The organism is Pseudomonas baetica, from assembly GCF_019733355.1.
In the GTDB taxonomy this organism is placed as follows: Bacteria; Pseudomonadota; Gammaproteobacteria; order Pseudomonadales; family Pseudomonadaceae; genus Aquipseudomonas; species Aquipseudomonas baetica_A.
In genome coordinates, this window is record NZ_JAIHLQ010000093.1 from 1 (window position 1) to 4,742 (window position 4,742).

Here is a 4,742-nt window from a genome sequence, read left to right on the forward strand (position 1 = left end):
GGATTTTTGGCGAACACAAAAAATCGTCCATCACAGATCAAAACGGTGGGAGCGGGCTTGCTCGCGAAGGCGTCAACCCAGACAGCCACTCTACTGACTGACACACCGCTTTCGCGATCAAGCCCGCTCCCACACTGGATTTTTGGCGAACACGCAAAGTCGTCCATCGCCGATCAAAACTGTGGGGGCGGGCTGGCTCGCGAAAGTGTCAGCCCAGACAGCCTCTCTACTGACTGACACACCACTTTCGCGAGCAAGCCCGCTCCCACACTGGATTTTTGGCGAACACAAAAAATCGTCCATCACAGATCAAAACGGTGGGAGCGGGCTGGCTCGCGAAGGCGTCAGTCCAGCCAACCTTTCTACTGACTGACACACCGCTTTCACGAGCAGGCCCACAGTGGATCCGGTTCAACCGTCAGTTCAGCGGTACTCGTCCACCGGCACGCAGGCGCAAAACAGATTGCGATCCCCGTAAACGTTGTCCACACGATTCACCGCCGGCCAATACTTGTGCGCTTTGGTATGCGCATCCGGGGTGATGCCCTGCTCGATGCTATAGGGCCGTTCCCACACCCCGGTGACATCCGCCAACGTATGCGGCGCGCGTTTGAGCGGGTTGTCTTCGGCCGGCCAATTGCCGTTCTGCACTTCGCTGATTTCGGCGCGGATGCTCAGCATCGCGCCGATGAAACGGTCCAGTTCAGCCTTGGATTCACTCTCAGTCGGTTCAACCATCAACGTACCCGGCACCGGGAACGACATGGTCGGCGCATGAAAACCGTAGTCCATCAAACGCTTGGCGACGTCTTCCTCGCTGATACCGGTCTGCGCTTTCAGTGGCCGCAAATCGAGAATGCATTCATGGGCCACCCGACCGTTGCGTCCGGTGTACAGCACCGGGAACGCACCGGATAAATGCTGGGCCAGATAATTCGCCGCCAGAATCGCCACCTCGCTGGCGTCCGCCAGTTGCGGCCCCATCATCGCGATGTACATCCAACTGATGGGCAGAATGCTCGCACTGCCCCACGGCGCCGCGCTCACGGCGCCGTTCTGCGCCATTGGCCCGTCAATCGGCACCACCGGATGATTGGCGACGAACGGCGCCAAGTGCGCGCGAATGCCGATCGGCCCCATACCCGGCCCGCCACCGCCATGGGGAATGCAAAAAGTCTTGTGCAAATTCATGTGCGAAACATCGGCGCCGATGTCCGCCGGCCGCGTCAGTCCAACCTGCGCATTCAGATTGGCGCCATCCATGTACACCTGACCGCCGTGCTTGTGGATAACCTCGCAAATCTCGCTGATGCCCTCCTCGTAGACGCCGTGGGTCGACGGGTAGGTCGCCATCAGGCAGGACAGCTTATTCCCGGCCTCGGCGGCTTTGGCCTTCAAGTCCTCCAGATCGACGTTACCCGCGTCATCACATTCGACGATCACCACGCGCATCCCGGCCATCTGCGCCGAGGCCGGGTTGGTGCCGTGGGCCGAGGAAGGAATCAGGCAGATATCCCGCGCGCCCTGTTGGCGACTCTCGTGATACTTGCGGATCGCCAGCAGCCCGGCGTACTCGCCCTGGGCGCCGGAGTTGGGCTGCATACAGATCGCATCGAAGCCGGTGATAGCGCACAGCCAGCGTTCCAGTTCTTCGATCATCAGCGTGTAACCGACGGCCTGCGCTCGCGGTGCAAACGGATGCAGATGAGCGAACGACGGCCAGGTGATCGGGATCATCTCGCTGGTGGCGTTGAGCTTCATGGTGCAGGAGCCCAGCGGGATCATCGACTGGTTGAGCGCCAGATCCTTGTTCTCCAGTTGCTTGAGGTAACGCAGCATCTCGGTTTCGCTGTGATGGGCGTTGAACACCGGATGGCGCAGGTAAGGTGTGTTGCGCTGGAGAGTGACGGGAATGCCGCAAACCAGCACTTCAGCGTCGAGATCGTCAACGTTCAGCCCATGATCGGCACCCAGCAGCACATCAAAAAGTTTGGCGACGGTGCGTTCGTCACAGGTTTCATCGAGGCTCAGACCGACTCGGCCACGGCCAAGAATCCTCAGGTTGATCTGCGCAGCCTGAGCACTTTCGATGATCGCGGTTTGCGCGCCGCCCACCTCCAGCGTCAGCGTGTCGAAAAACTGTGTGTTGACCCGGTTGATGCCGTGACGCTCAAGACCGGCGGCAAGAATGCAGGTCAGCCGATGCACGCGCTGGGCGATCCGTTTCAAACCTTCCGGCCCGTGATAGACCGCATAGAAACTGGCGATGTTGGCCGGGAGAACCTGCGCGGTGCAGATATTCGAGTTGGCCTTCTCGCGGCGGATATGTTGTTCGCGGGTTTGCAGGGCCATGCGCAACGCCACGTTGCCCCGGGCGTCTTTCGACACCCCGATGATCCGCCCGGGAATCGCCCGTTTGTATGCCTCGCGACTGGCAAAAAACGCGGCGTGCGGGCCGCCGTACCCCATGGGCACGCCAAAGCGCTGGGATGAGCCGAACACCACATCCGCGCCCAGTTCACCCGGCGGCGTCAGCAACAGCAAACTCAGTAAATCGGTGGCGACGCAGGCCAGTGCCTGTTGCGCATGCAGGTGATCGATCAACGGCCGCAGATCACGGATCTCGCCGTGCGTGTCGGGGTATTGCAGCAGCGCACCAAACACCTGGTGCTGCTTCAAGTTATCCACAGCGTCGACGATCACTTCAAAACCGAAGCCCTCGGCGCGGGTCTGCACCACGGAAAGGGTTTGTGGATGGCAGTTTTCGTCGACGAAAAACAGATTGCTCTTGGACTTCGCCACGCGCTTGGCCAACGCCATGGCTTCCGCTGCCGCCGTGGCTTCGTCGAGCAGCGAGGCATTGGCCAGTTCGAGGCCGGTGAGGTCGATGGTCAGTTGCTGGAAATTCAGCAGCGCTTCGAGCCGGCCTTGGGCGATCTCCGGTTGATAGGGCGTGTACGCGGTGTACCAGCCGGGATTTTCCAGCACGTTGCGCAGGATGACGGTCGGCGTGAGGGTGCCGTGGTAGCCCATGCCGATCAGGCTGGTCCAGACCTGATTTTGCTCGGCATAACCGTGCAACTTGGCCAGCGCCGCTTGCTCATCGAGGGCTGGCGGCAAATCCAGCGCACGATTGAGGCGGATACTCGGCGGCACGGTTTGCTCGATCAGTTCGATCCGACTGCCGAGCCCCAGGCTGTCGAGCATCGCCTGCTGCTCGGCGGCATCGGGGCCCAAGTGACGGCGCAGGAAGGCATCTGGATCACGTAACTGGCTCAGGGACGGCAATTGGGACATGACGGGCTCTCTCTTGGCTGGCGCTCGGCGTCAATGCAACACGGTCAAACCAGCATAGCAGTCGATATCGACGCGCACGGCTTGGCGCCGACGGCGGTTTCGGGCCATGCTGTGGCGCGCCTGCCTCAGGCATCCAACCAGCGGATGATCGACGCCCCATGAGCCAACTGCCATTCCTGCCGTTTTCCAAACCCGTTATCGATGAAGCAACGATTGCCGCTGTAGGCGACGTGCTGCGCTCCGGCTGGATTACCAGCGGGCCGAAAGTTCAGGCCTTTGAAGCGCAGCTTTCGGAATACTTTGGCGGGCGCCCGGTGCGCACGTTCAACTCCGGCACCTGCACCATGGAAATCGCCTTGCGCATTGCCGGCATCGGCCCGGGCGACGAGGTGATCACCACACCGATTTCCTGGGTGGCCACGGCCAATGTAATCCTTGAAGTCGGCGCAACGCCTGTGTTTGCCGACATCGACCCGATAACCCGCAACATCGACCTGGATCAACTCGAAGCCGCCATTACACCGCGTACCAAAGCGGTGATTGCGGTGTATCTGGCCGGTTTGCCAGTGGACATGGATCGCCTGTACGCCATCGCCGCCAAACACAATCTGCGCATTGTCGAAGACGCGGCTCAGGCACTTGGTTCGCGCTGGAGTGGCCAACGCATTGGCGCGACTGGCGACTTCGTGTCGTTCAGCTTTCAGGCGAACAAGAATGTGACCTGCTCCGAGGGCGGTTGCCTGGTGCTGAACACGCCCGAGGAAGCACGGCTGGCGGAGAAGTACCGCTTGCAGGGCGTGACCCGCAATGGTTTCGACGGTCTGGACGTCGACGTGCTCGGTGGCAAATTCAACATGACCGATATCGCCGCCGCCATTGGCCTTGGTCAATTCGCCCATATCGAGGCGTTGACCGCCCATCGGCGTGAACTGGCCCGACACTATTTCAAATGCTTCGGCGAGGATTTCGAAACCACCTATGGCGCGCAATTACCGCCCGCGGATTTCGAGAACAGCAACTGGCACCTGTTCCAGTTGGTATTGCCGGAGCGCAAGGATGGCTTGCCGGCGCGAGCCACGTTCATGGAGCAGATGCAGGCAAAAGGCATCGGGATCGGCTATCACTACCCGCCGATCCACTTGTTGAGCCTGTACCGCGAGCGCGGTTTCCAGGAAGGCATGTTGCCGGTGGCGGAGCGTGTGGGACGGCTGATTGTGTCGCTGCCGATGTTCACCACCATGACCAAGGAAGATGTCGAGCGCTCGGTGGCGGCAGTGAAAGCAGTGTTGGGCGGCGCCTGACGATCACCATCGAGTAGGAGGCGGATTCACATCCGCCGTCCTCTCACACCACCGTACGTACGGTTCCGTATACGGCGGTTCAGGTTATACGGTTAAGTCGGTTTATCGTGTCCAGTATCGAGACCAGGCCGAGGTTGTCCCATC

General features: G+C 60.6%; 2 protein-coding genes. One reads left to right on the forward strand and one right to left on the reverse strand.

Annotated features, from left to right (window positions below; genetic code table 11):
- Nucleotides 1-423: 423 nt before the first annotated feature.
- Nucleotides 424-3,297 (reverse strand): aminomethyl-transferring glycine dehydrogenase, encoded by a 2,874-nt coding sequence (gcvP, locus tag K5E40_RS33990; protein ID WP_221734397.1) that lies wholly within the window; start codon nucleotides 3,295-3,297, stop codon nucleotides 424-426.
- 158 nt (nucleotides 3,298-3,455) lie between these two features.
- Between gcvP and K5E40_RS33995 the strand changes: the two genes are divergently transcribed.
- A complete protein-coding gene (locus K5E40_RS33995; RefSeq protein WP_221734398.1) occupies nucleotides 3,456-4,598 on the forward strand; it encodes a DegT/DnrJ/EryC1/StrS aminotransferase family protein in 1,143 nt (380 codons plus the stop codon).
- Nucleotides 4,599-4,742 lie beyond the last annotated feature (144 nt).

Bases quoted from the DNA above. Each gene is read 5' to 3' on its own strand.
- gcvP (WP_221734397.1), bottom strand. From the start codon at position 3,297: ATGTCCCAATTGCCGTCCCTGAGCCAGTTACGTGATCCAGATGCCTTC.
- K5E40_RS33995 (WP_221734398.1), top strand. From the start codon at position 3,456: ATGAGCCAACTGCCATTCCTGCCGTTTTCCAAACCCGTTATCGATGAA.